The sequence below is a fragment of the Flavobacterium supellecticarium genome (assembly GCF_004801375.1).
Taxonomy (GTDB): Bacteria; Bacteroidota; Bacteroidia; order Flavobacteriales; family Flavobacteriaceae; genus Flavobacterium; species Flavobacterium supellecticarium.
Genome location: NZ_SSNZ01000010.1, coordinates 1 through 26,117, shown reverse-complemented (window position 1 = coordinate 26,117; position 26,117 = coordinate 1). Strand labels below are relative to the sequence as shown.

Genomic DNA, 26,117 nt, shown 5'->3' with positions numbered 1-26,117 from the left:
TTAGAAGAAGCGACTATGCCAGCTTTCGCTAGCCGGAACTTCCCAAAATTCCTGCCACTCTCCCAGTGTATTCACTAAATTATTAAAAACAATAGTGTTACCGGATACGGCTTTTTCTTTGGCCATCTTCTTAAACTCAATCAACGGTTTGTGGGCAATAAAGTCACCTAAACGAAACGTTACATTCATTTTGTCCAACAAGTCGATTTCGTATTTCTTTTCCAGATCCTGTATAAACTGAACCGACGCATCAATCGAACAACCTGTTGCTGCTTGTTTCTCCTGGTTAACCGTTAAAATGATAAAACGGTTGTATTTGGTAATAAACGAAGCTTCAAGACCGGTTCCATGAGCGGCCCAATTGGATACAAATGCTACCAAAGCGACTTCAATTTCCTGCATTTCTTCGTCGCTAAGTTTTCGGTTGGCCTGATAAATCCAGATTCGGGATTCTTCAGGCATAGTATCAAAAGGTACGTACATAATTATAAATCTTTGGCATTAGCAATTAATTCTGCCACGTCCATTACCTTGATCTCGTGTTCTTTTTCTTTGAATTTCACACCGTCGGTCAACATGGTATTACAGAACGGACAGCCGGCTGCTATGATTTCCGGCTGGGTTTCCAGCGCATCTTCGGTACGCTCTACATTAATATCTTTATTTCCTTTTTCAGGTTCTTTAAACATCTGTGCTCCTCCGGCTCCGCAACAAAGTCCGTTGGCACGCGAACGTTTCATTTCCACTAATTCCGCATCCAGTTTCTGGATTAGCTCACGTGGTGCTTCATAAACATTATTCGCACGTCCTAAATAACACGGATCGTGGAAGGTTATTTTTTTACCTTTAAACTGTCCACCTTCGATGGTTAAACGTCCGTCGTCCAAAAGGGATTTTAAAAACTGGGTATGGTGGACCACTTCGTAGCTTCCGCCCAATTCCGGGTATTCGTTTTTGATGGTATTAAAACAGTGCGGACATGCGGTTACGACTTTTTTTACTTCGTAGGCATTCATCACTTCAATATTCATCATCGCCTGCATTTGGAACAGGAATTCGTTTCCGGCTCTTTTTGCGGGATCACCGGTACAACTTTCTTCCGTGCCCAATACGGCAAAGGATACGTTGGCCTGGTTTAATATTTTTACAAACGCTTTGGTTATTTTTTTCGCTCTATCGTCAAAACTTCCCGAACAACCGACCCAAAACAGGACTTCCGGCTGTTTTCCCTCTGCCATCATTTCGGCCATTGTAGGAACTACTAAATTTGCTGACATATCTTTTATACTAGTTGCAATACTGCAAGGTTTGTTTTTTAATTAGTTTTCGTCTTTCCAGTTCAAACGGTCCATCTGGTTGTACTGCCAAGGTGCTCCGTTGTTTTCGATGTTGGTCATCATACTGTTTAATTCCATCGGCGCGGCACTTTGCTCCATTACCAGGTAACGACGCATGTCCATGATGATGGAAAGCGGACTAATGTTTACCGGACATTCTTCCACGCAGGCATTACAAGAGGTACAAGCCCATAGTTCTTCTGTTGAAATATAGTCGTTTAACAATGATTTACCATCCGGTACAAATACGCCTTTATTGGTATCAATATTCTTCCCTACTTCCTCCAGTCGGTCACGGGTATCCATCATGATCTTTCTTGGTGACAGCTTTTTACCCGTTTGGTTTGCCGGACAGGACGACGTACAACGTCCACACTCGGTACAGGTATACGCATTTAGCAACTGAACCCAGTTTAAATCCTGAACATCGCTGGCTCCAAATTTGGAATGTACCGGTTCTTCTCCTGCCGGTGCTGCTGCAAACGGATCAGCATTCGGATCCATCATTAGTTTTACTTCTTTGGTAACCGATTCCAGATTATCAAACTGCCCCTGTGGTTTCAGGTTGGCAAAATAAGTATTCGGAAAAGCCAATAGAATGTGGAGGTGTTTCGAATAGTACAAATAATTCAGGAAGATCAGGATTCCCACAATATGCAACCACCAGGCTGCTCTTTCGATCAATACCACGATGTTTTCGGAAATTCCGTTAAAGATCGGTGCGATAAATTGCGAAACCGGAAAAGCTCCCGCCTGATTGTAATGACCTACGCCTAGTGTCTGTAAATGCAAATCGGCAGCATTTAAAACCAGAAATAAAACCATCAATACCGTTTCGAAATATAGAATATTATTTGCGTCACTTTTTGGCCATCCGGTTAAATCATTGCTGATAAAACGTTTTAATTTGATGATATTTCTTCGGATATAAAACGTTGCAATAGCTACAATTACTAAAAAAGCTAATACTTCGAACGAACCGATCAATACATTATAGAATCCGCCTAAAAAGGAGAAAACGCGGTGTGTTCCGAATAAACCGTCGATCAGGATTTCCAATACTTCAATATTGATAATAATGAATCCTAAATATACTATGATGTGTAATATTCCGGCTACCGGTCTTTTAACCATTTTCGATTGACCTAAGGCAATCATTGCCATGTTACGCCATCTTTCCTTTGGATTATCTGTACGGTCTACATCCTGTCCTAATTTAATGTTGCGAATCAGTTTTTTGACATTCTGTGCAAAAAAACCGATTCCTAAAACAAGGATAATGGCAAATAGTATATTATCTAAATAACTCATATAAAGTATAGATTAATGCTTATTGTTTTTGTTCTGTTGTTGTTTTCTCTTCTTCCGGTGCTACATAAGGCGCTGCTTTTTTTCCGAATAGAGAGAAATGTACATAGCGTTTCGGGTTTAGCTTCATGTCGCCTAACAGCAATTCCAATTGTTTGGAAGCGCCCGCCAAGTTTTTATACATCGCATCGTCTTTTAACAATTTCCCCATAGATCCTTTTCCGGACTGTAAGTCGTTCATGATCTTGTCGACATTAGCTAATGTGCTTTCCAGGTTTTTAACCGTTTTACCAATGTTTGCTTTCGCTAATGAATCGGACATCTTCGCAAAATTAGTCGATACTTTATCAATATTCGTAATCGTATGATCAAGTTTACCTTTATTGTCTGCCAGTAGATGATTTACATTTACCGAAGCCGCACTAAAGTTGGTCAACGTTTTGTTTAACTCCGCTAAACTATTTTTTAAGTTCGCCTGCGTTTGTGTATCCATTACATTATTGATATTATTAAGCAACACATCGGTACTTTCCAGAACTTTATTCAGTTTTTCCTGAATCGGCGCCAATTTGTCTTCCAGTTTGGCTGTTAAGCCCAATTTCACATCGGCTTGTAAATAATCGCCTGACTGTGCCATGTTGGTATCTTTAAAATTCGGAAGGATCGCAATTTGTTTACCTCCGATAAATCCCGGTTCGTAAATACTGGCAACACTCGATTTCGAAATCGCAAAATCATTTTTAATTTGCATTTCCACCAGTAATTTCCCGGTGTTTGGCTGGATTTCGATAGCGGATATTTTCCCCACTACCAATCCGTTTATCGTTACGGCCGCCGAAGGTGATAAACCTTCTACGTTATCATATACAACATAAAATTTACGATTGGAGTCAAATAGATTTTTTCCTTTCAGAAAACTATACCCCCATAAACATACCACTATAGAGGTAATGACTAAAATTGCTGTTTTAACTTCTCTAGTTATTTTCAAAATTCAAATATTTAATGAGCAAAATTAAAAATAAATATTTTACCTACAGTATTATTTATTTTAATGCTTCCTGGATACTAATCTTTTTACCATCCTTAAAGGCCACGATAAAGGCCGATGTAAAGCCTTTTTCTTTCGCTTCGTTTAAAAGTTCTTTGGCTTCGGAATGCTCTTTTACGTGTCCGTAGTAATATTTAATAATGGTCTTATCTTCTTCCATCGAAATGTTATTCAGCCCTTTAAAGTTACTTGGTGTTAAATCCAGTTTTTTACCACTGGCCGAAATCTGCACTTTAAACACCACCCCTTTTGCCGAAGCAACCGGTTTGATTTCTTTTTTAATTTCTTTGGTAACTTTAGCGGAATCTACCTTAACTACTTTGGTATCTTTTTCTTTTTCACGTTCTTTTTCGACTGTTTTAGACGGTGTTGGTCTTTCGTCTCTTCCTACGGAAACACCGGGTACGAAGTATTCTTTCTTATAGCCGATGATCGCATCGGCGATAGCTTTGGCCAATTCTTCCTGACCGTTATCCGAACTCAAATACGAACCTTCGTCTTTATTGGATACGAATCCCATCTCGATTAATACGCGTGGCATATAGATTTTACGCAATACCAGGAATCCCGCCTGTTTTACACCACGGCTTTTTCGTCCCAATCCGTTTTCGAAACCATCCTGAATACGGGCAGCCAGATCAATACTTTGCTCGATATATTCTTCCTGTAAAAGTGTCATTCCGATTAACGATTCCGGAGAATTCGGGTCGTATCCGTCGTATTTCATTTTATAATCGCTCTCCATCGTAACCACGGCATTCTCTTTTTTCGCTACTTCAAGGTTGGACGCGTTACGGGTAACCCCCATTACATAAGTTTCGGTTCCGGAAGCGGCCAGATTTTTATTGGCATTACAGTGAATTGACACAAAAATATTAGCGTCATTTCGGTTCGCAATGTTGGCTCTTTCGTCCAATTCGATAAAAACATCGGTCTTACGGGTGTAAATTACCTGTATAGTAGGGTCTTTTTCCAATAATTTCCCTACTTTTAGTGCTACGTTCAGGGCGTTGTTTTTTTCAACATAGCCGTGATAAACGGCACCAAAGTCATTACCACCGTGTCCGGGATCCAAAACAACCTTAAATTTTGTATTATTTTGAGCAAAAGCAGCATGGAAAAACAATAGTAAAAAAATTGGTCTTATAAAATTAAACTTGATGTTCCCTCTCATTGTCTTTGATATTTATCGATATTGGTTATAATTTTATTAAATGCTTATTTTTGAAAAAAAATATATGTAAGTTTGAACCGTCAAAAATTGAGCCATATTTTTACAAAAATAGTATTAAAACCTTTGCGTACAAACTTATTTCATATCGTTTTATTGTCATTTTTTCTTCTCGCAGGAAAACATGAAATCTATTCTCAGGAAAACCGGTCCTTAACTAAAAACATACCCGCTGAAAAACAGAAAGATAGTATTCATCTGAACCCTGACAGTTTAAAAAAACCGACTGTCGAAACCAAGAACGACACTATCAAAAAAAAGAAGTCCTCTATAGACGGTATTGTGAAGCGTAAAGCAAAAGATTACGAAAAAATTGATCAAAAAAAGAAACAACTTACCCTCTATAACGAGGCCGAATTATACTATAAAGACATCGAATTAAAGTCCGGAATCATCGTATTAGACTATGACAAAGACGAAGTATATGCCGGACGAATCAAAGACAGTTTAGGAAATTACACCCAATTCCCCTATTTTAAACAGGGACAAAACGTAGTCGAACCCGATTCAATTCGTTTCAATTTTAAGACAAAAAAAGCCAAAATTTGGAACTCCAGAACTGAGCAAAGTGATTTCCGTATCAAAGCAGAGGTTTCCAAAAGAGAAAATGATTCGGTGTATTTTATGAAAAATGCCCGTTTTACCACTTCAAAAAATATCGACGATCCGGAATATTATTTCCTGGCGCGAAAAATCAAATTTGTACCCGGTAAAAAAGTAGTTGTTGGTCTTACCAATATGGTTATCGCCGATGTACCAACTCCTTTAGGATTGCCTTTTGGTTATTTTCCGATGAGCGAAACATCCGCTTCCGGTTTTATAATTCCTTCATTTGGTGACACCCGTGATCGCGGTTATTTCCTTCAGAACGGTGGTTATTATTTCGCTTTAAGCGATTATTATGATCTTGCGGTTTTAGGAGATTATTATACCAACGGAAGTTATGCCCTCCGATTTGAAAGTAGCTATGCCAAACGCTATGCTTTTAACGGACGGGTAAATATACGTTTCGAGAATCAGATTCAAAGCGAAAGAGGATTTCCCGATTATACCAAGCGACGCGAATACAACATTCAATGGTCGCATTCTCAGGATGCCAAAGCCAGTCCTAATTCCCGATTCTCCGCATCAGTCAATTTAGGTAGTAGTCAGTATTTCCGTAATACGTTAAACATGCTTAACGTCGGTTCTTCCCTGAATAACAACATGAGCTCTTCGATTTCCTATTCGCAGACCTTACAAACTATTCCTCAGGTGAACTTTTCGGTAACCGCTACGCATTCACAGAATACGAATACGCAAGCTATTGATATGACCCTACCTACTTTTCAGGCCAGTGTGGATCGTATTTTCCCGTTTGCCAAAAGAGACGAACTTAAAAAAGGGATCTTTAAAAACATCAACTTCCAGTATAATCTGAGAGCCGAAAACAGAATCCACACCACCGATTCCCTGTTTTTTACCGCTCAGATGTTCCGGGATTCCAAAACCGGTTTCCAGCACAGTATTCCGATTAGTACCAACTTTAAAGTATTCAAGTTTTTTAGTGTGACGGCCGGAACCAACTATAGTGAAGTATGGTATTTGAAAACTATCAGTAAAGAATTCGATGCCTCACAAAACAAGGTGGTTACCAACGATATTAATGGTTTTGATGCTTATCGCACTTATAATTTCACTTCCAACATCGGAACAACCATTTATGGTACGTTTAATTTTGGCGATGATAAAAAAATTCAGGCTATCCGTCACGTAATGCGTCCAAGTGTTTCCTATTCTTATTTACCGAGTTTTAGCAACTATTACGATACGTATGCCATCGATGCTACCGGAGCGACACGTGCGGATTATTCGCGTTTTGAAAACGGTATCTTCGGTGCTCCCGGAAAGTTAATGGCAAATAATATTGGCTTTACCCTGAGCAATACTTTTGAAGCCAAAGTTCGCGATAAGGACGAAACCAAAACCGAACCGAAAAAAGTGATGTTGTTAAACAACCTGAACTTTTCTACGAATTACAATATGGCTGCCGACTCATTGGCATGGTCACCAGTAATGGTTTCGGGAGGAACGCAGTTTTTTAACAACAAAATGAATGTTAACTTTGGTACGACACTCGATATGTATGCCATTGACAATGCCGGAAAACGAATCAACAAGTATAATATCGATAACGGTGGTAGTTTGTTCCGTATGACGAGTGCCAATATTACTATTAATTACAGCCTTTCCAGTTCCGATTTCGGACCAAGTTCAGATAAAGACTCAAAAGTTAACGATCAGAATGTTATGAACGGAGGCCGTGGCGATGATTTATTCGGACGCGCTACCGACCTGAGCGATAACAGACATAGTTTATTTAAAGACAAAGACGACGACGGTAAAGACAAATTTAAAGGGTTTTACCAACTGGCACTCCCTTGGGATTTACAATTTGCCTATTCCCTAACCTATGGAAACAATAACCGTGAAAACCAGATCGTAACCAACTCCCTGATGGTTTCCGGAAATATCGACTTAACCCCGCAGTGGAAAGTTGGGGTTTCCACCGGATATGATTTTGTTCGAAAAGGAGTAAGCTTTACGCAATTCCGTTTTGAAAGAGACCTTTTAAGCTGGAGAATGAGTTTTAACTGGGTACCCTTTGGAACGTACTCCTACTGGGGCTTCTTTATCGGAATCAAGTCTTCCGTTCTTAGCGATATCAAGTGGGATAAACGTAGTCTTCCGGATCGTCGTTTACGATAATCATAAAAACACAATAGCATGAAACAGATTATTTTTACCGAAAATGCACCGGCTCCAATCGGTCCATATAACCAGGCTGTACTGGTAAACGACCGTACTTTATATACTTCCGGGCAAATCGCTTTGGATCCGAAAACCGGTGAATTGATCACTTCTTCCATTGAAGTGGAAACCAAACAGGTTATGGAAAATATGAAAGCGGTATTGGAAGCGGCTGGTATGTCGTTTGAAAACGTTGTTAAGACGACTATCTTTATTAGTGACATGAACGATTTCGCAAAAATAAATAGCGTTTACGGTGCGTATTTTAACGAAAAAACCGCTCCGGCACGCGAAACGGTTCAGGTGGCTTGTTTGCCTAAAAACGTTAATGTCGAAATCTCTATGATTGCTGAGAAATAGCCTTTATCAATAATTCGGCTGTAGCCTGATTGGTAGCCAAGGGCACATTATGTACATCACACACCCTTATGAGCATGTTAATATCTGCCTCATGAGGGTGTTTTGCTAAAGGGTCTTTAAAAAACAATACCATATTGCATTTTCCTTCCGCCACGCGTGCCGCAATCTGCGCATCACCTCCTAAAGGACCTGATAACATTCGGGTTACCTTAAATCCTGCATTTTCGGCTTTACTCCCTGTTGTACCGGTTGCAATAAGTGTTATTTCATCCGATTGCAAAAAGCTTTTGTGTTTGTTTAAAAACTGAACCAGATCGGCTTTCATACCATCATGCGCAATAACTGCTATTTCCATTTTATACTGTGTGATAATTAATTAATCCGTCTATCGGTTTACGGTATACATTGCCTAGTATTAATTCGTTTTGTGTAAGGATTTCCTGAAGTTCCCTTTTCAAATAATAGGCTATTGATCCGATAAAATGTACCGGTATCGTTTTACAATTTTCATATTGCATAATATAATGATCAACGAAGAACTGCATTTCTTTTACGATAATCGCACGAATAAATTCATGGTCTTTATGCTGAATAAGGAACTTCGCAAAAGTAGCCAGATAGGCATTTGGATTGGGTACCTTATAAAAATTATGCTTAATTGTATCCGGGTCCAGATCGTATTCTTTTTCGAATTTTTCAGCCAATTCTATTGGCATCGTACCAAAATAATACGCACGGATCAGGTGACGACCAAAACGGTTTCCGCTACAATCATCCATAGCGATATACCCTAACGACTGTACTTTCTGATGCAATTCTTTTCCGTCGAAATAACTGCAATTCGATCCCGTACCCAATATACATACAATTGCTTCTTCACCTCGAGGCGTGGTCGCATATACGGCCGCATAGGTATCTTCGTGAACCACAACTTCCGCATTTGAAAAATATTCTCTAAAAACACCGGCCAGAAAATTCTTCATACGGTCGGTTCCGCAACCAGCACCGTAAAAAAACAAATGGGTAACCAGATCCCTATTATGCGAAATATCAAAACGCTGTGACATTCGTTCCAACATTTCTTCTTTTTCCAGCACTTCCGGGTTTAACCCTAAGGTTGTCACCGTAAACTGTATATTTCCTTTGTTATCCAATGCAATCCAGTCGGCTTTTGTTGAGCCACTATCCACTACTAATCTCATCCTGTTGTGTGTTATTCGTCTTTTATAAACTTTTTAATCGTTTAGTGTCGGCTCAATTTTATTAAAGTTTAGCTTACTGTTTTTCTGACTATAGCCAAAATAGATAGCCAGTCCGATCAACAACCAGATTGTGAAATAAATCCAGTTCCATACGCTTAGTTCCGCCATCATATACAAACAGCACACTAATCCTAAAAGCGGAATCAGCGACAAATTCTTTCTATACGCCCAAACGGTTAATCCGATCAACACGATAAAAAAGATCCACATCGGGATTTTATGCTGAAATAAAGCCAATCCGCTTTCATATTTTACCGAGTCTTTTATCGGTAATCCGGCAACCATTTCTGCATATTTACCGGCATCCTCTTCTTTATAATTACTTAGAATATGTTCTAAATCCTGCGTTTCCTTAGCGATATGCGCTTTATCTCCCTGTAATAACTGATTGTATACTCCGGTGGCTTCTTCTTTCGTTAAAGCCGTTACAATAGCCGACGGCTCGTTAACCTGCGGCACATTGGTAATAAAATCCATAGTCGCCTTTTTATTCACAGTAAAGGCGAATACCAAACCTGCGATTACCAATACCGGCGCAATATATTTCGCATTGATATAGGGTGTTTTAAACTTTCCTCTCGGAATGTCTTTTTTATCCTGTAACACCAAAACACCGGCACATACCAATACAAAAGCAAATAAAGTACCGATACTACATAAATCGGTCACCATTGTAAGGTTTAAAAATAAAGCCGGTATCGCTACTACAAAACCGGTTACGATGGTGGCATAAGAAGGCGTTTTGTATTTTGGATGTACTTTCGAAAAACGCTTTGGCAATAATCCGTCACGACTCATACTCATCCAGATTCGCGGTTGTCCCATCTGAAACACCAACAATACGCTTGCCATCGCCACAACCGCACTTACAGCGATAATACCGGACAACCATTTCAGATCCAGTTTTTCAAATACAAATGCCAGCGGATCGCCTACATTCAATTCCTTATAGTTAACCATTCCGGTTAATACCAATGCAATTACAATATATAGTATCGTACAAATTACGATGGCCCACATCATTCCACGTGGTAAATCCCTTTGTGGATTTTTACATTCTTCAGCCGTAGTTGAGATGGCATCAAATCCGATATAAGCAAAGAAAACCGCCGAAACACCTTTTAAAACACCATTAATACCATTGGGTGCAAACGGATTCCAGTTTTCGGTATCCACATAAAACACCCCTACAGCAATAACCAATAAAATAATGGCCAGTTTAACGACCACCATCAGGTTACTGGCATTACGGGATTCTTTCATTCCGCGGTATACCAGCCAGGTAATAATTATAATGATCAATAATGCAGGAAGATCGGCTACAAAGTGAAACGAACCGATAACCGGCGACGTCGTCCAGGCCTCATGAGCCGCCTGTAACGCTGCACTCAGATTTTCAAAGGACTTTCCGCCCTGCATTAATGCGGTAGCTTCGGCATAACCGTTGGAAGCCGTCAGGTAATCCATTTGTATCCATTGTGGCAGGTGTATGCCACCACTTGCGAGCAGCCCGGTAAAATAGTCACTCCAGGAAATCGCAACAGTAATATTTCCAATCGCATATTCCATAATCAACGCCCAACCGATAATCCAGGCGATTAATTCGCCAAAAGCGACATACGAATAGGTATAGGCACTACCCGAAACGGGTACCATCGAAGCAAACTCAGCATAGGCAAAAGCAGCAAATCCACAGGCCAGCGCCGTAAAAAGGAATAAAAAGATAACGGCCGGACCACCGTCGGAACTCGCCTTTCCAATCGTACTGAAAATCCCGGCTCCTACTATGGCCGCAATTCCAAATGCGGTTAAATCCCTTGTCGTTAAATGCTTACCAAGGGCTCCGTGACCATCGGCTTCATTCTTTTTTACCTGCTTTAATATGGCATCAACGGATTTTTTTCGAAATAAATTGGAAAAACTCATAAATTATTTTGTGCGTAATCGGTTAGTTTTAGGATTATTAACAATAAATTAAACCGTAATTTTTTTTTCTGCTAATAAAAACAAATATATAAAACCAATTTATAAATTGTCGGTTCTCTGGTAAATAAAGTAAAATCCATAGATACAGATAGGTTTTATTTATATTAAAATAAAAAATAATAATCAAACTTAATACAAAGGTCCGCTAAGAATTGGCTACTTTTGTACTGCAAAAAAATAATAATCTTTAAAATTCATTAAAATTATGTCATTAGTAGGTAAAAAATTTCCAAGCATTGCAATTGACGCTATCTCTGAAATGGGTGATAATTTAAAAATCAACATCTTCGAAGAAGCAACTAAAAACAACAAAAAAGTATTATTATTTTGGTATCCAAAAGACTTTACTTTTGTTTGTCCAACTGAATTACACGCCTTCCAAGCTGCTTTACCTGAATTCGAAAAAAGAAACACGATCGTAATCGGTGCTTCTTGCGATACTAACGAAGTACACTTTGCCTGGTTAAATACACCAAAAAATAATGGTGGTATCGAAGGTGTTACCTACCCGATCTTAGCGGATACAACCCGTAACCTTGCTAACATCTTAGGTATTTTAGATATCGAAACAGCGAATTACAATGACGATTTGGATACGGTTATTATCGAAGGTTCTAACGTAACCTACCGTGCTACGTATTTAGTAGATGAAACCGGAAAAATTTTCCACGAAAGTGTAAACGATATGCCACTTGGTAGAAACGTAAACGAGTACCTACGTCTTATCGATGCTTATACGCACGTTCAGACTAAAGGTGAAGTTTGTCCTGCTAACTGGGAAGAAGGAAAAGAAGCGATGTTTGCTACCAGAGAAGGTGTTGCAAACTACTTAAATAACTAATTCTTTAAAAAAAATTGCTATGTTAATTGAATTAAATGAAGATAAACTACAGGAGTTAGTGAGTGCTAACGAAAAAGTAGTGGTACAATTTTCTGCTTCCTGGTGTGGAAACTGCCGTATCATGAAGCCAAAATTTAAAAAACTGGCTTCCGAAAAAGAAAATATCACTTTTGTATTGGTTGATGCCGAAAATTCACCGGAATCCCGAAAACTGGCTAATGTGAGCAACCTGCCTACTTTTGCTACTTTCGTAAACGGTGCTTTGGTCAACCAATCGCAAACCAATAAAGCAGAAGTGTTGTCGGAATTGGTAAATGAAATCGCTTAATTATGAAATTACCTGTAATTAAACAACTTACACAGTTTATCGAAGAGAACGACCAAGACTACCTTATCGAAACCATCGAAGTACTGGAAGCCTTAACCGAAGTTCCGTCGTTAAAAGACGAAGAACTGGACGTAATCGGGGAGTTAATCTCCAATATGTATGGCGCATTGGAAGTACACAAAATGGTCAAAGAAGGAACCGATAAAAAAGAAGCTTTAAACAGTTTTATGAAGCGGGTTCTGGGTTCGATCGACAAATAAACCCGACGCTCCAAATTGTAATACAAAACGCTTTCCGAAAGGAAGGCGTTTTTTAATTTCTATCCGATTCAACAGTGCTTAAGACTCCGTTCAAAATAAAAAACAGTCAAAGTGCTTTATTTTAATCCCATAATCGTAAACTCATCTAAATTTAATTAGGCACTTTAAATCAAGTTTGCTATTTTTGTGGCACTTTATAATAAAGCTAAACGTATCCAATTATGAATTTACACGAATATCAAGGTAAAGAAATATTAGCTAGTCACGGTGTTAGAGTACAACGTGGTTATGTTGCTAACAATGCCGAGGAAGCTGTAGCAAAAGCAAAACAACTAACTGCCGAAACCGGAACCGGATGGCATGTAATCAAAGCACAAATTCACGCCGGTGGTCGTGGAAAAGGTGGTGGTGTTAAGTTGGCTAAAAACCTGGAGCAAGTTCAGGAAATTGCCGGGCAAATCATCGGAATGGATTTAGTAACGCCGCAAACGCCGCCAGAAGGTAAAAAAGTACACAAAGTATTGGTTGCGGAAGATGTTTACTATCCTGGTGAAAGTGAAACTTCAGAATTTTATATGTCTGTTTTATTAAACAGAGGTAAAGGACGCAACATGATCATGTATTCTACCGAAGGAGGTATGGATATCGAAGAAGTAGCTGAAAAAACACCTCATTTAATCTTTACAGAAGAAATCGATCCTGCTGTAGGTTTACAAGGTTTCCAGGCTAGAAGAATCGCTTTTAACTTAGGTTTATCCGGTGATGCGTTTAAAGATATGGTGAAATTCGTTGCCGCTTTATACGATGCGTATGTTGGTGCTGATGCTTCTCTTTTCGAAATCAACCCGGTTTTAAAAACATCTGATAATAAAATTTTAGCGGTAGATGCAAAAGTTGTTTTAGACGATAACGCATTATTCCGTCAGAAAGCGTATGCTGAAATGCGTGATATCCGTGAGGAAAATCCAATTGAAGTAGAAGCAAAAGAAGTAGGATTAAACTATGTTGACCTTGACGGTAACGTAGGATGTATGGTTAACGGTGCCGGATTAGCAATGGCTACTATGGACTTAATCAAACATGCAGGTTTTGAGCCGGCAAACTTCCTTGACGTAGGAGGAACTGCTGATGCAAAACGTGTGGAAACCGCTTTCCGTATTATCTTAAAAGATCCAAACGTAAAAGCAATCTTAATTAACATCTTTGGTGGTATCGTTCGTTGTGACCGTGTTGCACAAGGTGTTGTAGATGCATATAAAAACATGGGTGACAGTATTAAAGTGCCAATCATCGTACGTTTACAGGGAACTAACGCAGAAATTGCTAAAGAATTGATCGACAATTCCGGTATGCCAATTTTATCTGCTGTTGAATTCCAGGAAGCCGCTGATCAAGTAAAAGCTGCTTTATCATAATTGATAAAAAGTTATATAATTATAAAGCCTGAGTTTAAAACTCAGGCTTTTTTATATTCCAACAATCCTAAATACGGATCGCCTTCTATTTGTAAAAGTTGCGCAAAGGCCGGTTCGGTTTTGATTCCGCTCTTTTTTAAAGCAATAACTGCTTCCCGAAATACCGCTCCCCTTTCCTGTAAAATCCGGTGTTCGATCAACATATGCCGGTAACCGTTTTGTTCCCGTGTGGGAATATTTTGTCCAAAGATTTCGATTGCAATGCCATCAATACTGAAATTAGCCACTATAGCTTCCATAGCGCCATGATCCAATTCCTGACAAGAGTAATCCGGATATCCAGAAAATGCTTTGTGTAACGTCGCTATAAAACCGTTTTTGTCTTTCCAATAACAAGCGATGTCCAGATCACTCGATTCAATCGCAATAGCGATTGGAATGGTTCCAACCAGAATCGGATCAAAATCCGATAGCAGTTCCAAAATAGCATGTTTCGTTAAAAGGTCGTAGCTTTTTTGCTGTAGTGCATTTCCCTTTTTCAGGTAATCCAACGTATCAAATACACTCAAATTACGCGTTTTTATTCTTTCCGTTTTTAAAGCGGATTTTTTCCACTACGGGTTCTTGTTTTTTCGCTTTAAACACCGGTTTTTTACCCATTGGCTTTTTAGCTGCCGGTTTTTGTGGTGCCTTCGCTTTTACTTCCGATTTTCCTCCGGCTTTGACCGCTTCTTTATTTTGCGCCAGTACTTCCATTGGATTTTTAGGGTTCTCTTTTGTTCCTCTCAGGTGAATCACCAATCCGTTCAGGAAGTTACGCAATACCTGATCGCCACATTCCATAAACTTCGGATGGTCGGCATTGCGGAAAAAATTTCCAATCTCTCCTTTGGATATTCTGAAATCAACCAGTTCTAAAATCTCCACAATTTGATCATCACGCAACTGCAATGCCACGCGAAGCTTTTTAAAAATATCATTATTCGTCATAGTCCTAAATTATCGTTCAAAGATACATAAAATCAACGGTCTCTGTTTTGAATCTGATTTTAATTTATTTTTGCAAAAAAATACCCGATATGAATACCCGTGAGGAACGAATAAGTCTTTTATCTGAAATGATTGCTTTTGCCATTGTTGATGGCGAGTTGCACGATAGTGAATACGATTTTTTAGCGATTGTTGCCGAAGAACTGGCCATTGAAAAAGAACTCTTTCTGGAGCTTTTTAAAAAACGTGCTGCCATTATGCCAATTCAAAGCGAACACCAACGCGTGATGCAATTTTATCGCCTGGCTTTATTAATGCATGTGGACAATGTTTTACACGAACGCGAAATAAAGATGATCAATGAAATCGGAATTAAAATGGGATTGAATCCAATGGGAATCCGGAAGACGTTAAAAGCCATGGAACAATCGCCGAACCGAATGGTCGAACCGGCTTTTCTGATTTGTGCTTTTGAAGAACAGCATAACTAGCCGTTCTTCAAAACACTTATATTTTTTCCTGTAAACTTTTGATTTCGTCTCGTAATTTGGCCGCCTGCATAAAGTCGAGATCTTTCGCGGCTTTTTCCATAGCCTTGCGTTTTTCGCGAATCAGCTTTTCGATTTCCGTTTTCGACAGATACGCCGTATTCGGTTCTGCCGCTTTGGCTGCCACTTCATATTGGTAGGAGCTCGACTGGTTTTTGGTCAGCGCGCTTTCTATTTTTTTATTCAGTCCTTTTGGAACGATGTTGTTTTTATCGTTATAGTTCATCTGTTTGGTACGACGGTAATTGGTCTCATCGATCGTTTTCTGCATACTGTCGGTAACCTTATCGGCATACATGATCGCTTTACCGTTTACGTTACGCGCAGCACGTCCCACGGTTTGTGTCAGCGATCGGTGACTTCTCAGAAATCCTTCTTTATCGGCATCCAAAATGGCCACCAGCGATACTTCCGGTAAATCCAACCCTTCCCGTAAGAGGTTTACTCCTATCAGTACATCAAACAATCCTTTTCGCAAATCCTGCATGATTTCAACCCGTTCCAGCGTATCGACTTCCGAATGGATATAACGACAACGTATGGACACTTTTGTCAGGTATTTGGCTAGTTCTTCCGCCATACGTTTGGTTAGTGTGGTTACCAATACGCGTTCGTCGGCTTCACAACGCAATTGTATTTCCTCAATCAGGTCGTCAATCTGATTCTGACTTGGACGTACTTCAATTATCGGATCCAACAAACCGGTCGGACGGATAATTTGTTCGACATAAATTCCTTCCGATTTTTGTAATTCGTAATCGGCTGGTGTGGCCGACACGTAAATCACCTGATTTTGCAGGCTTTCAAATTCCTCAAACTTTAACGGACGGTTATCCATCGCCGCCGGTAAACGGAATCCATATTCGACCAGATTTTCCTTACGCGAACGGTCGCCACCATACATCGCATGCACCTGAGAAATCGTAACGTGACTCTCGTCGACCACCATCAGAAAATCATCCGGAAAGTAATCCAGCAAACAGAACGGTCGTGTTCCGGGTGCTCGTCCATCCAGATAACGGGAATAGTTTTCGATACCGGAACAATACCCCAATTCGCGAATCATTTCTAAGTCAAAATTGGTTCGCTCTTCCAGACGTTTGGCCTCGAGGTGTTTTCCGATTTCTTTAAAATAATCGACCTGTTTTACCAAATCCTGTTGAATTTCCCAGATTGCATTTTGCAATACATCCGGTGACGTTACAAACATATTGGCCGGATAGATATTTAGTTTGTCGTATTTTTCGATTACCTGCGCTGTTTTCGGATCAAAGGCTTCGATTTCTTCAATTTCATCACCAAAAAAGTGAATCCGAAACGGATCATCGGCATAACTCGGATATACTTCCACCGTATCCCCTTTTATCCGAAAGGTTCCCGGCGTAAATTCGGCTTCCGTACGCGCGTATAAACTCTGTACTAAACGGTGTAATAATTTTGTTCGGGAAATGACCTGATGCTGTTCGATGGAAACTACGTTTTTCTGAAATTCTACCGGGTTACCAATACCATATAAACAAGATACTGAAGCGACCACCAATACGTCTCTCCTACCCGACAACAGGGATGAAGTCGTACTCAGTCGCATCTTTTCCAGTTCGTCGTTAATCGACAGATCTTTTTCAATATAGGTTCCGGTTACCGGTATAAAGGCTTCCGGCTGGTAATAGTCGTAGTACGACACGAAGTATTCTACCGCATTGTTCGGAAAAAACTGTTTGAATTCCGAATACAGCTGTGCCGCCAGTGTCTTGTTATGCGCGAGTACCAGTGTTGGTCGCTGCACTTCCTGAATCACGTTGGCCACCGTAAAGGTTTTTCCGGAACCAGTTACTCCCAAAAGGGTTTGGTACCGTTCACCACTATTCACTCCATTACTCAGTTTGTCTATAGCCTGTGGTTGATCACCCATTGGCTTATACTCGGAAACTACCTGAAATTTCATTGGTTACATTTTGCTAGTTGCAAAGGTACAAAGGAAAATACGAAAACAGCTAAAAGTTTAACGAGCCTTTTTAACAGCTCCTTCCGTTTCAAAATAGACTCTGGTTTTTTCGTTATTGACACGCGAACGGATCCATTCGGTAATTTTGTTTTTATCGTCTGGTTTTAGGCCATTGCTAATCGCCGAAAAGGTTACAATAGCCGTTTTTTCCGGTAATGTATCCCGATATATTTCCGTTTCCGAAAACGAACAGGACCTTATTCCCGGATATAACGGTTTGATCTCAGCCAATAATTGTTTTCCGATTCGAACCCTTGCATTAATACTATCCTGTTTGTGCTTACCTTCTTTTAACAAAAGATGCATACGGTTCAGTTCGCTTTGCAGGCTTTCGACTTTGGACAGGTTTTTATCATTCGATTCGCCAAAAGCAAGTCCTTTCTGAATGTTGACACTGGAACTGTCGATACTAAAATCGAGCGCTTTGCTTAGAATGTTCTTTTTGGCTTTATCGGTTAAGGTATTTCCGGCATAGACCAGCGTAATTTTTCTTTTGTTGGGATCGACCTCGTTTTTTAAAAGGTAATTCCCGTCATATACGCTTACACTTTTAACAAAACGATCGGCCTGAGTCGTAAATCTTTCGTTTACAACCAGAACATAACCAAAATAGATACTGGGCACTATCGTAATGAGAATTACAAACGACACCCAACGGTTTACTTTTTTCTTTTGTTCTTCGTTGACCAGTGTACGAATCGGGAATTTTAATAATTGGGAAACCAAAACCGACGAAAGGGCTATAAATACCGTATTGATCGTAAATAGGTAAAAGGCACCGAAAAAATAATTCAGATTAAACGTCGCCAGACCATAGCCAGCCGTACACAAAGGTGGCATCAAAGCCGTTGCAATGGCCACACCCGGAATCACATTTCCTTTTTGTTTACTACTCATCGCTACAATTCCGGCCAGACCGCCAAAAAGAGCAATCAGTACATCGTAAATCGTCGGACTGGTTCGGGCCAACAATTCCGAATGTGCAGTCGAAACCGGACTGATTGTAAAATATAAGGTCGACGCGATTAAACTCGCCATAACGGCAAATCCGAAATTTTTAAAAGCCTTCTGGAATAACGGAAAGTTATAGGTTGCCAGACTATAACCCATTCCGTTGATTGGGCCCATTAACGGAGAAATCAACATCGCTCCGATAATCACGGCCGTCGAATTCATATTCAATCCAATCGAAGCTACAAAAATGGCAAAAACTAAAATCCAGAGGTTTGTCCCTTTAAAAATGACATCTTTTTCGATATTCTCGTGGATTTTATCAAAATCGTCAACTTCTCTTTCCAGGTTTAAATATTCCAGTATGCGTTTTATCATAAATTCTAACTTTTAAAAAACACTTCTTTTTATATGCCTCTTAAAGATAGTGATTTATTCCCAATACCTTAGTTAGGTTATCTATCTTTCTTTAATCGCTAACATTCAACACCTGACAGGTTTTAAAAACCTGTCAGGTGTATTAATAAACAACAAAGGCTGCTTCGTAGGAAGCAGCCTTTGTTTATCTGTCGTTTTCGTTTATTTTAAACTCATCAGACTTTGTTCGATCGTCTCAATTTTAGCAAGCGCATCGGCCTCTTTCTGGCGTTCCATCGCTACCACTTTTTCCGGAGCCGATCCTACAAACTTCTCATTGGAAAGTTTTGCCTGTACCGATTTCAGGAAGCCTTTTATATAATTCAATTCTTCCGTTAACTTGGCAATTTCTTCCTCCACATTAATGTTTCCGGTGATCGGAATAAAGTACTCATTGGATTTTACACGATACGATAACGCTCCGTCTACTTTTTCCGAAACATATTCCAACGTACTGATATTTCCTAATTTCTGAATTACCGTATCAAAGAAAGTCGTTGCTTTTTCGTTATTGATCACCTTAAGCTCAATCGCATCTTTAAACGGAATATTTTTATCTTTACGGATCGTACGGATACCCGAAATTACTTCGGTTGCAAAATCAAACTCCTGAATTAAACGCTCACTATAGGCTTTCGCTTTTGGCCATTCGGAAATGATCAATGCCTCTTTTTCCGTTCTTTCGATTATATGTTGCCAGATCTCTTCCGTTAAGAACGGCATAAACGGATGCAATAGTTTTAGGTTTGCCTCCAACATTTCGATGGCTTTTTCGAAAGTCGTTTTATCGATTGGCTGTTGGTAACCCGGTTTAATCATTTCCAGGAACCATGAACAGAAATCGTCCCATACCAGTTTGTAAATGGCCATAAGCGCATCCGAAATTCTGTATTTTTCGAAATGATCTTCGATCTCCACTAGGGTTTTCTGCAATTTGGCTTCATACCATTCAATCGCAACTTTTGCCGATTCCGGTTGTGCTACGCTATCACTTACTTCCCATCCTTTGATCAAACGGAAAGCATTCCATATTTTATTGGTAAAACCTTTCCCCTGGTTACACAATTCTTTATCAAACAGGATATCGTTTCCGGCCGAAGCACTTAACAACAACCCTACCCGTACTCCATCGGCACCGAATTCTTCAATCAAATCCAACGGATCCGGTGAGTTTCCAAGTGATTTTGACATTTTTCGGCGTTGGCTATCCCGAACCAAACCGGTTAGGTATACATTCGTAAACGGTTTTTCTCCGGCATATTCATAACCGGCAATAATCATACGTGCTACCCAGAAAAACAGGATATCCGGTCCGGTTACCAAATCATTGGTCGGATAATAATATTTATATTCCGGATTTTCAGGATCCATAATTCCTCCAAAAACCGATATCGGCCATAACCAGGAAGAGAACCAGGTATCTAGGGCATCTACGTCTTGTTTTAGGTCATTTTCGGTCAGAATCTGATTTCCTGTTTTTTGTTTTGCCAATGCTAAGGCTTCCGCTCTGCTTTCGGCTACTACAAAATCTTCTTTTCCATCGCCATAATAATAGGCCGGAATTTGTTGTCCCCACCATAACTGACGGGAGATATTCCAATCGCGGATGTTTTCCATCCAGTGACGGTACGTATTATTAAATCGGCTTGGATACAGTTTTACCTCTTCCGTTTCCAATACCGCTTTGATCGCCGGTTTTACCAGTTCTTCCATTTTCAGGAACCACTGATCGGATAATCGCGGTTCGATTACAGCTTTGGTTCTTTCGGAAGTTCCTACTTTGTTAATATGGGTTTCCACTTTTACCAAAGCTCCTAATGTTTCCAGTTCTTTTGCGATTTCTTCGCGAACTACAAAACGGTCTTTTCCTTCATACTGCAATCCGAACACGTTTAGCGTCGCATCTTCGTTAAAGATATCGATGATCTCCAGATTGTGTTTATCCCCCAGTTCCTTATCGTTTACATCGTGCGCCGGCGTTACTTTTAAACATCCGGTTCCGAATTCCATATCTACATATTCGTCAAAAATAATCGGGATCACACGATTACAGATCGGTACGATTACTTTTTTACCCTTCAAATGGAAATAACGTTCGTCATCCGGGTGAATGCAAATTGCTGTATCCCCCAAAATCGTTTCCGGACGTGTGGTTGCAATGGTAACATATTCGTTACTATCTTCGATCTGATAACGCAAATGGTATAATTTGCCCTGACGTTCTTCGTAAATAACTTCTTCATCCGATAGCGTTGTTTTGGCTTCCGGATCCCAGTTTACCATACGATATCCTCTATAGATCAATCCTTTATTATACAGATCCACAAACGTGCGGATTACCGATGCCGACATATCCGGATCCATCGTAAATTTCGTACGTTCCCAGTCGCAGGAAGCACCCAGTTTTTTTAGCTGATCCAGGATTACGCCACCGTATTTGTTGGTCCATTCCCAGGCATGTACTAAAAATTCTTCCCGGGTAAGATCGTTTTTATTGATCCCTTCCTCTTTTAATTTTGCTACAACTTTAGCCTCTGTCGCAATGGAAGCGTGATCAGTACCCGGAACCCAACAGGCATTGAATCCTCTCAAACGGGCGCGACGAATCAGTACATCCTGAATCGTATTGTTCAGCATGTGTCCCATATGTAGTACTCCGGTGACGTTTGGCGGAGGAATAACAATAGTATACGGCGTTCTGTGATCAGGTTCCGAGTGAAAATAATTGTTCTTCATCCAGTAGTCATACCATTTCTGTTCTACTGCTTTGGCGTCAAATTGAGCTGGAATTGTCATATTAATAATTTGATTTGTTTTTTGTTTAGCATAGCTCACCGAACTATAAATCACTTATTTTCAAAATGTTTCCTCAAAAAAGAACCCTTTATAGCGTTATAATTTGGTACACTTTTTGTAAACTATATCGCAAAAATAGTTATATCTGAGCAAATAAAAAAAGAGCGTTAAAATATTTGTTCGTTTAGCAAAACAATGTAATTTTACAATAACAATTAAAAAAACTAAGTTGAAAATGAAAAAATTATTAGGATTAGTTGCAGTATTAGCATTTAGTGTTGCTTCATATGCTCAAAAAGGACCGAAAATTGAATTTAAAGCAAAAGACAACACTATCGATTATGGTATGGTTACCAAAGAATCGGATAACGGTATTCGTTCTTTCGAATTTAAAAACACCGGAGATGCTCCGCTAATTATTACTAATGTACAATCTACTTGCGGATGTACAGTACCTTCTAAACCTACGGAACCAATTATGCCTGGTAAAACCGGTAAAATCGATGTTAAATATAACATGAACCCTGGTAAAATCAGCAAAACCATTACAGTAGAATCCAATGCGGTTAACTATGAAGGTGGAAAAGTAGCTTTACGTATTAAAGGAGAAGTAGTTGTAAAACAGGAATCGGGCGTGCTTGAAAAACCAAAAGCAACACCACAGTCGTAACAACTTTACTTACTGATATAAAAAGAGCAGCTCATTTTGAACTGCTCTTTTTTTATTTGATCAACATTTTTTAGAATAGCTTTCGGATCGTTACCTGATATTCCTGGTTCTTTCCGTCGCGTTCTATTTCAATCCGAATCGTTTTACTGTCTTCGACCTGCAACAACTCATTAATTCGCTGCTTGGTCAGATTATAGGCATTTTTACGCTCGATCCGAATAATCTTATCGCCCGCCTTTAATCCGGCTTCATCAGCTGGTGAACCTTTACGTACACTGGCAATTTCAAAAACCGGCTTCAGCATAAATTTGTATTTAAAACTGGAATTATCAAATACAATATCATCGATATTGGTCGTACCTATTGGCAAATTTTTGTTAACATCGTTTTTAACCGATTCCTGTATCCATTGAACGCCATTATGCTGCACTTCGATACCGCTCATATTATACAAAAACGGATCGTCGAACATTTTGTTTTTCTTTACATAAATTTGTTTTCCGCTATAATCCACAATCAAATAGAAGCGTTTTAAGATCTCCCCTCCCAACGAACCATTTCGATCTTTGACAATGCTTAATTGCTTATACGAAGTCGTATCCGGATACGAAACCAATGGTTCTTTAAACAGGAAATGAGCCGTTCTTATTTCCGATAAACGTGATTTTTTTCCGTAAATAGTCCCACCGATTCCTTCCCCTAAAACATCTTCAAAGTATTTGTCATTACATTTGATCACATCGTCTTCAAACAGCCATAAACCATCGGTTAATCCGGTATCCATCAATAATTTTAACGGTAATTCTTTACCATCCAATTTTGTATTTACATTTACATAGGGCCTGCCATTTACAATATCCAAAGGTATTGCCGTATATTTCCGTATCCGTTTGCTTTTTAACAGGTCGTTGTTTTTATAAAGTGTGATCTTTTTTTTGATATAGTTGATTTCTACCAGATGATTTCTAAAAAAAGAATACCCTAAAATCCCATTGACCGGGATTCCGATACGGGATGAGAAATTTAGTTTTTCATCCAGAATCACCAGAATTTCAAAATTTGTATCAATATAATTACTGACATTAAGTTTGTTTTTTTGCGACAACAGTCCTTCTGCCATCTCTTCACTACCTAATCCGGAAATCCGCACTTTTTTTGTATTATATAACTGTAGCGGATCGCTTTGTGGAAAGCTAAAAATCAACGACGGTTCCGAACCCGAATCCAATAACATATTCATTTTGGCATTGTTGATTTCCACCGGAATAATGATCAAATTATCTACAAAAACAAATGGGATATCAATCTTGTCTTTAGGGGAATGCCATTGAAAGCCTTCTTGTGCCAAAAGTTTGGCGGGATATGTGATGATTAGCAAAAGGAAGACAAATAACCGCATCACTAATTTTTTCTTAAATATAGCTATTTTCGTCGATATTTCCTATTAATATAAAATTTGAAGGCGGATTTTTTATCAATTTCTTAAAAAAAAGTCGCAAATTTGTGCAACAAAAATTATCACCATGCCTAAAGTTTCATTAAAAGGGCAACAGATGCCTGAATCGCCAATCCGAAAATTGGTTCCTTATGCAGAAATTGCGAAAAAGAAAGGTCATAAAGTTTACCATCTTAATATCGGTCAGCCGGACATTAAAACACCGGAAGTAGCTTTAAATGCTGTAAAAAATGCCGATATCTCGGTGTTGGAATACAGCCATTCCGCAGGATTTGAAAGCTACCGTACTAAGCTTTCCAAATATTACCGTGAGCACGGTCTTCCTATCGACACTGCTGATATTATTATCACTACCGGTGGATCGGAAGCACTTTTATTTGCAATGGGAAGTACGATGGATACTGATGATGAGATTATCATCCCAGAGCCTTTTTATGCCAACTATAATGGTTTTTCAACTGCATCAGGTGTAAAAGTGGTACCGGTTATTTCGACTATCGAAACCGGGTTCGCGCTTCCTCCAATCAGTGATTTTGAAAAACTGATCACTCCTAAAACCAAAGCCATTTTAATTTGTAACCCTGGCAATCCAACCGGTTATTTATATTCGAAAGAAGAGATCATGCAATTGGCCGAACTGGTTAAAAAACACGATCTTTTCCTGATTGCCGACGAAGTGTACCGCGAGTTTACTTACGATGGTGATAAACATTATTCTGTAATGAATATCGAAGGACTGGAAGAGCACGCTATTATGATTGATTCTGTTTCCAAACGTTATAGTATGTGTGGTGCGCGAATCGGTTGTATCGTTTCCCAAAACAAAGCTGTAATGGCTACCGCTATGAAGTTTGCTCAGGCTCGTTTGAGTCCGCCTACATTTGCACAGATTGCCAGCGAAGCAGCACTGGAAACACCGCAAAGCTATTTTGACGATGTAATCACCGAATATAAAGACCGTAGAGATACGTTAATCGCCGAATTAAATAAAATCGATGGTGTTACCGTTGCCTCTCCAAAAGGAGCTTTCTATTGTATTGCTAAACTACCCATTAAAAATGCCGATGATTTTGCACAATGGCTTTTGGAAAGTTACGATTTAAACGGAGAGACTGTTATGGTTGCTCCGGCTGCCGGATTCTATTCTACTCCAAATGTTGGTCTTGATGAAGTGCGCATTGCTTATGTTTTGAAAAAAGAAGATCTGATTCAATCGGTTCGAATTTTAAAAGAAGCGTTGCATACGTATAACAATAAGTAATACTACTTTTCATATATTATAAAAAGCGATGCTAAGGCATCGCTTTTTTTATTTGTTTTAGCTGCTATTTATACTACACCTGACAGGTTTTAAAAACCTGTCAGGTGTTTCTTCTCTCAACCCAAACAAAAAGGGCTGTCCAATCGGACAGCCCTTTTATTTGAGATTCAATTACAATTATCGTTTTAACGAGAAGTGTGCTTTAAACTCTTTAATATCTCCATTCTCCGTATAAGTCACTGTGAACCAGTAATCCGTCGATGGCAGCTGTTGACCGTTCATCGTTCCGTCCCATCCGCTTGAGCGCGATGGTTTGATCTGTTTCAATAGTTTTCCGTATCGGTCAAATATATAAATTTTTGCGTTTGCATCGTTTTCTAAATCACCAATATTCCAGAAATCGTGGTATCCGTCTCCATTTGGCGTAAAGTAATGCGGATAGTTGATTGCCGTTACAGGGATTGTTACCGTAGCACAACCTTTGTTATCGTATACCGTTACGGTGTGCGAGCCAGAGCTTACATTGGTAAATACCGGGCTTGTCTGGATATCGCCTTCGTCTAATTGATACACGTACTCTCCGATTCCGATCGCTTCTACTGTGATCGATTGGTTATCCGTAAATGCATTCGATACATAAGCCGTTACTTCTGCCGGTTCCGATTGTGTGATCACTACTGATGCCGGTAATGAAGAACATCCTGTTGCAATACTGGTTGCAATTACCGAGAACGTTCCCGGGTGGTTTACTTCATACGTAGCTCCTGTTGCACCTGTAATCGGTTGTGGTACTCCCGCTGCATCATTCTCATACCATTGGAACGTATGCGTTGTAGCATCCAATCCGCTGTTGA

At 39.5% G+C, this 26,117-nt stretch carries 24 protein-coding genes; 9 read left to right on the top strand and 15 right to left on the bottom strand.

Annotated features, from left to right (window positions below; translation table 11 throughout):
* Genes E6C50_RS15620 through E6C50_RS15600 form a run of 5 tightly spaced genes read right to left on the bottom strand, consistent with a single transcriptional unit; the run spans position 1 to position 4,870 of the window.
* On the bottom strand, positions 1-483 hold the full coding sequence (locus E6C50_RS15620; protein WP_136404175.1) for an ABC transporter ATPase: 483 nt from the start codon (positions 481-483) through the stop codon (positions 1-3).
* Between the two features lie 2 nt (positions 484-485).
* Positions 486-1,277 (bottom strand): (Fe-S)-binding protein, encoded by a 792-nt coding sequence (locus E6C50_RS15615; protein ID WP_136404174.1) that lies wholly within the window; start codon positions 1,275-1,277, stop codon positions 486-488.
* Between the two features lie 42 nt (positions 1,278-1,319).
* Positions 1,320-2,648: a (Fe-S)-binding protein gene (locus E6C50_RS15610; protein WP_136404173.1), complete on the bottom strand. Its 1,329-nt coding sequence runs from the start codon at positions 2,646-2,648 to the stop codon at positions 1,320-1,322.
* A gap of 19 nt (positions 2,649-2,667) precedes the next feature.
* Positions 2,668-3,636, bottom strand: a complete 969-nt coding sequence (locus E6C50_RS15605) for an MlaD family protein (RefSeq protein WP_136404172.1) — start codon at positions 3,634-3,636, stop codon at positions 2,668-2,670.
* A gap of 55 nt (positions 3,637-3,691) precedes the next feature.
* Entirely contained in the window at positions 3,692-4,870 is a 1,179-nt protein-coding gene (locus E6C50_RS15600) for an N-acetylmuramoyl-L-alanine amidase family protein (protein WP_136404171.1), read from the bottom strand.
* Between the two features lie 123 nt (positions 4,871-4,993).
* Between E6C50_RS15600 and E6C50_RS15595 the strand changes: the two genes are divergently transcribed.
* Together E6C50_RS15595 and E6C50_RS15590 are read left to right on the top strand one after the other, a co-directional pair.
* Positions 4,994-7,675 (top strand): putative LPS assembly protein LptD, encoded by a 2,682-nt coding sequence (locus E6C50_RS15595; protein WP_168732840.1) that lies wholly within the window; start codon positions 4,994-4,996, stop codon positions 7,673-7,675.
* Positions 7,676-7,693: 18 nt separating this feature from the next.
* Positions 7,694-8,077, top strand: a complete 384-nt coding sequence (locus tag E6C50_RS15590) for a RidA family protein (RefSeq protein ID WP_136404169.1) — start codon at positions 7,694-7,696, stop codon at positions 8,075-8,077.
* On the opposite strand, the gene E6C50_RS15585 is transcribed toward E6C50_RS15590, so the two are convergent.
* Genes E6C50_RS15585 through E6C50_RS15575 form a run of 3 tightly spaced genes read right to left on the bottom strand, consistent with a single transcriptional unit; the run spans position 8,058 to position 11,265 of the window.
* Positions 8,058-8,432, bottom strand: a complete 375-nt coding sequence (locus E6C50_RS15585) for a methylglyoxal synthase (RefSeq protein ID WP_136404168.1) — start codon at positions 8,430-8,432, stop codon at positions 8,058-8,060. The genes E6C50_RS15590 and E6C50_RS15585 overlap by 20 nt on opposite strands.
* Before the next feature lies 1 nt (position 8,433).
* Positions 8,434-9,279, bottom strand: a complete 846-nt coding sequence (locus E6C50_RS15580) for an N-acetylglucosamine kinase (protein ID WP_136404167.1) — start codon at positions 9,277-9,279, stop codon at positions 8,434-8,436.
* Between the two features lie 33 nt (positions 9,280-9,312).
* Positions 9,313-11,265 carry an amino acid permease gene (locus E6C50_RS15575; RefSeq protein ID WP_136404166.1) on the bottom strand — a complete coding sequence of 651 codons (1,953 nt, stop codon included), beginning with the start codon at positions 11,263-11,265 and terminating at the stop codon, positions 9,313-9,315.
* A gap of 265 nt (positions 11,266-11,530) precedes the next feature.
* On the opposite strand from E6C50_RS15575, the gene E6C50_RS15570 reads away from it, so the two are divergent.
* The 4 genes from E6C50_RS15570 to sucC all read left to right on the top strand — a co-directional run bounded on the left by E6C50_RS15570 (position 11,531) and on the right by sucC (position 14,169).
* A complete protein-coding gene (locus tag E6C50_RS15570) occupies positions 11,531-12,166 on the top strand; it encodes a peroxiredoxin (RefSeq protein WP_136404165.1) in 636 nt (211 codons plus the stop codon).
* A 13-nt stretch (positions 12,167-12,179) separates the two neighbouring features.
* Positions 12,180-12,494 (top strand): thioredoxin family protein, encoded by a 315-nt coding sequence (locus E6C50_RS15565; RefSeq protein WP_394346709.1) that lies wholly within the window; start codon positions 12,180-12,182, stop codon positions 12,492-12,494.
* A gap of 2 nt (positions 12,495-12,496) precedes the next feature.
* A complete protein-coding gene (locus E6C50_RS15560; RefSeq protein ID WP_136404163.1) occupies positions 12,497-12,754 on the top strand; it encodes a DUF6952 family protein in 258 nt (85 codons plus the stop codon).
* 221 nt (positions 12,755-12,975) lie between these two features.
* Positions 12,976-14,169, top strand: coding sequence for an ADP-forming succinate--CoA ligase subunit beta (gene sucC / locus E6C50_RS15555; protein ID WP_136404162.1), 1,194 nt, complete (start codon positions 12,976-12,978; stop codon positions 14,167-14,169).
* Between the two features lie 41 nt (positions 14,170-14,210).
* Here the strand turns inward: sucC and E6C50_RS15550 are convergent, their stop codons facing one another.
* Entirely contained in the window at positions 14,211-14,738 is a 528-nt protein-coding gene (locus E6C50_RS15550; RefSeq protein ID WP_136404161.1) for a DUF4269 domain-containing protein, read from the bottom strand.
* Position 14,739: 1 nt separating this feature from the next.
* Positions 14,740-15,159, bottom strand: coding sequence for a DUF1456 family protein (locus tag E6C50_RS15545; protein ID WP_136404160.1), 420 nt, complete (start codon positions 15,157-15,159; stop codon positions 14,740-14,742).
* Between the two features lie 47 nt (positions 15,160-15,206).
* Between E6C50_RS15545 and E6C50_RS15540 the strand changes: the two genes are divergently transcribed.
* On the top strand, positions 15,207-15,650 hold the full coding sequence (locus tag E6C50_RS15540; protein WP_317128634.1) for a TerB family tellurite resistance protein: 444 nt from the start codon (positions 15,207-15,209) through the stop codon (positions 15,648-15,650).
* Positions 15,651-15,666: 16 nt separating this feature from the next.
* On the opposite strand, the gene uvrB is transcribed toward E6C50_RS15540, so the two are convergent.
* The 3 genes from uvrB to E6C50_RS15525 all read right to left on the bottom strand — a co-directional run bounded on the left by uvrB (position 15,667) and on the right by E6C50_RS15525 (position 21,876).
* Positions 15,667-17,652, bottom strand: coding sequence for an excinuclease ABC subunit UvrB (uvrB, locus tag E6C50_RS15535; protein WP_136404158.1), 1,986 nt, complete (start codon positions 17,650-17,652; stop codon positions 15,667-15,669).
* Positions 17,653-17,709: 57 nt separating this feature from the next.
* Positions 17,710-19,041 (bottom strand): DUF389 domain-containing protein, encoded by a 1,332-nt coding sequence (locus E6C50_RS15530; protein WP_136404157.1) that lies wholly within the window; start codon positions 19,039-19,041, stop codon positions 17,710-17,712.
* Between the two features lie 201 nt (positions 19,042-19,242).
* A complete protein-coding gene (locus tag E6C50_RS15525; protein WP_136404156.1) occupies positions 19,243-21,876 on the bottom strand; it encodes a valine--tRNA ligase in 2,634 nt (877 codons plus the stop codon).
* A gap of 235 nt (positions 21,877-22,111) precedes the next feature.
* Here E6C50_RS15525 and E6C50_RS15520 point away from each other — a divergent pair, with 235 nt between their 5' ends.
* Positions 22,112-22,546 (top strand): DUF1573 domain-containing protein, encoded by a 435-nt coding sequence (locus E6C50_RS15520; protein WP_136404155.1) that lies wholly within the window; start codon positions 22,112-22,114, stop codon positions 22,544-22,546.
* Positions 22,547-22,616: 70 nt separating this feature from the next.
* Here E6C50_RS15520 and E6C50_RS15515 read toward each other — a convergent pair whose 3' ends face one another.
* Complete coding sequence (locus tag E6C50_RS15515) at positions 22,617-23,945, bottom strand: PDZ domain-containing protein (protein ID WP_136404154.1); 1,329 nt, start codon at positions 23,943-23,945, stop codon at positions 22,617-22,619.
* A gap of 124 nt (positions 23,946-24,069) precedes the next feature.
* Between E6C50_RS15515 and E6C50_RS15510 the strand changes: the two genes are divergently transcribed.
* Entirely contained in the window at positions 24,070-25,263 is a 1,194-nt protein-coding gene (locus E6C50_RS15510; protein WP_136404153.1) for a pyridoxal phosphate-dependent aminotransferase, read from the top strand.
* A 177-nt stretch (positions 25,264-25,440) separates the two neighbouring features.
* On the opposite strand, the gene E6C50_RS15505 is transcribed toward E6C50_RS15510, so the two are convergent.
* A partial coding sequence (locus E6C50_RS15505; protein ID WP_136404152.1) for a T9SS type B sorting domain-containing protein occupies positions 25,441-26,117 on the bottom strand: 677 nt, incomplete at its 5' end.

What these genes read in the sequence shown, in the direction of transcription:
- E6C50_RS15590 (WP_136404169.1), top strand. Translation starts at nt 7,694, where the DNA reads ATGAAACAGATTATTTTTACCGAAAATGCACCGGCTCCAATCGGTCCA.
- E6C50_RS15560 (WP_136404163.1), top strand. Translation starts at nt 12,497, where the DNA reads ATGAAATTACCTGTAATTAAACAACTTACACAGTTTATCGAAGAGAAC.
- E6C50_RS15575 (WP_136404166.1), bottom strand. Translation starts at nt 11,265, where the DNA reads ATGAGTTTTTCCAATTTATTTCGAAAAAAATCCGTTGATGCCATATTA.
- E6C50_RS15585 (WP_136404168.1), bottom strand. Translation starts at nt 8,432, where the DNA reads ATGGAAATAGCAGTTATTGCGCATGATGGTATGAAAGCCGATCTGGTT.
- E6C50_RS15615 (WP_136404174.1), bottom strand. Translation starts at nt 1,277, where the DNA reads ATGTCAGCAAATTTAGTAGTTCCTACAATGGCCGAAATGATGGCAGAG.
- E6C50_RS15620 (WP_136404175.1), bottom strand. Translation starts at nt 483, where the DNA reads ATGTACGTACCTTTTGATACTATGCCTGAAGAATCCCGAATCTGGATT.
- E6C50_RS15510 (WP_136404153.1), top strand. Translation starts at nt 24,070, where the DNA reads ATGCCTAAAGTTTCATTAAAAGGGCAACAGATGCCTGAATCGCCAATC.
- E6C50_RS15600 (WP_136404171.1), bottom strand. Translation starts at nt 4,870, where the DNA reads ATGAGAGGGAACATCAAGTTTAATTTTATAAGACCAATTTTTTTACTA.
- uvrB (WP_136404158.1), bottom strand. Translation starts at nt 17,652, where the DNA reads ATGAAATTTCAGGTAGTTTCCGAGTATAAGCCAATGGGTGATCAACCA.
- E6C50_RS15570 (WP_136404165.1), top strand. Translation starts at nt 11,531, where the DNA reads ATGTCATTAGTAGGTAAAAAATTTCCAAGCATTGCAATTGACGCTATC.
- E6C50_RS15520 (WP_136404155.1), top strand. Translation starts at nt 22,112, where the DNA reads ATGAAAAAATTATTAGGATTAGTTGCAGTATTAGCATTTAGTGTTGCT.
- sucC (WP_136404162.1), top strand. Translation starts at nt 12,976, where the DNA reads ATGAATTTACACGAATATCAAGGTAAAGAAATATTAGCTAGTCACGGT.
- E6C50_RS15515 (WP_136404154.1), bottom strand. Translation starts at nt 23,945, where the DNA reads ATGCGGTTATTTGTCTTCCTTTTGCTAATCATCACATATCCCGCCAAA.
- E6C50_RS15525 (WP_136404156.1), bottom strand. Translation starts at nt 21,876, where the DNA reads ATGACAATTCCAGCTCAATTTGACGCCAAAGCAGTAGAACAGAAATGG.
- E6C50_RS15545 (WP_136404160.1), bottom strand. Translation starts at nt 15,159, where the DNA reads ATGACGAATAATGATATTTTTAAAAAGCTTCGCGTGGCATTGCAGTTG.
- E6C50_RS15580 (WP_136404167.1), bottom strand. Translation starts at nt 9,279, where the DNA reads ATGAGATTAGTAGTGGATAGTGGCTCAACAAAAGCCGACTGGATTGCA.
- E6C50_RS15610 (WP_136404173.1), bottom strand. Translation starts at nt 2,648, where the DNA reads ATGAGTTATTTAGATAATATACTATTTGCCATTATCCTTGTTTTAGGA.
- E6C50_RS15530 (WP_136404157.1), bottom strand. Translation starts at nt 19,041, where the DNA reads ATGATAAAACGCATACTGGAATATTTAAACCTGGAAAGAGAAGTTGAC.